1 protein-coding gene is annotated in these 981 nt (G+C 66.3%); it reads left to right on the top strand.

Annotated elements, in window-relative coordinates:
• Positions 1-687: 687 nt before the first annotated feature.
• Positions 688-981: MerR family transcriptional regulator (locus tag M8H82_RS36335; protein ID WP_250080026.1), on the top strand; the 294-nt coding region annotated here is incomplete at its 3' end.

Below are 981 nucleotides of genomic sequence, written 5' to 3'. Positions count from 1 at the left end.
GCAGGGCCTGGCAGAGATGAACTGCCGGCAGCAGTACCCGCAGTACAGGTAGTTGCAGTGCGCAGGACGGTGCGGTGGTGGAGTTCCGAAGCCAGGGTTTTGCAGGACGGTGACGGGACTGACGACCGGACCGGGTGGCCCGCAGTGATCAGGGGCCGCCGTGAGCAGTACCGCAGTAGCAGTTCAGCAAGTGCAGTTGGCAGTACTCCGCAGTGAAGTGAGTAGGCAGTACCTCGGTGAAGGCGTTGGCTGCGGGCGCGCGCACCGGGAGGTTCGGCAGTGGGGTTCCAAGCCAGAGCAGACGCAGGACGGGCGACGGGGCTGGCTGCCGGAAGGTGACGCTTGGACAGGGTCGCCAGCCGTTCGCATCACCAGCGGTACCAGCAGTACGCAGTACCCCGTATGTGCAAGTGATTGACCCGAGGAAGAACGGAGGAGCCGAACACCATCAGGATCGCCCGGGCGGAACTGCTGAGCCCGGGTACCGCAGGACATCGATAGTGAGGTGGTCTCCGGTCAAGCAACCGCGATCCCCGCGTCCCCGGCAGCAGTTCGGTCGGGTCGGCGGAAGAAGAAGGCCGGCGCAGTATCAAGGCCGGCGGATGGTGTAGCAGTTCCTTCGGGGTCCGGGTGCCGGTACGGCACCCGGACCCCTCGACGCGTGTTCAAGAAGAGCAAAGAGGTGCAATGACAGCAGACGCCAGCTTCGACCGTCTTGATGACGACGACTATCCCGCCTACACCATGGGCCGCGCCGCCGACCTGCTCGGCACCACCCAGAGCTTCCTCCGGGCCATCGGAGAGCACCGCCTCATCACCCCGCTGCGCTCCGCCGGCGGCCACCGCCGCTACTCCCGCTACCAACTGCGCATCGCCGCCCGGGCCCGCGAACTCGTCGACCAGGGCACGCCCATCGAGGCCGCCTGCCGCATCGTGATTCTCGAAGACCAGCTCGAGGAAGCCCAGCGCATCAACGCCGAA

It is taken from the genome of Streptomyces sp. YS415, from assembly GCF_023544665.1.
GTDB lineage: Bacteria > Actinomycetota > Actinomycetes > Streptomycetales > Streptomycetaceae > Streptomyces.
The sequence above is the reverse complement of the archived record's forward strand: the minus strand, read 5'-3'. Positions and strand labels throughout refer to the sequence as shown.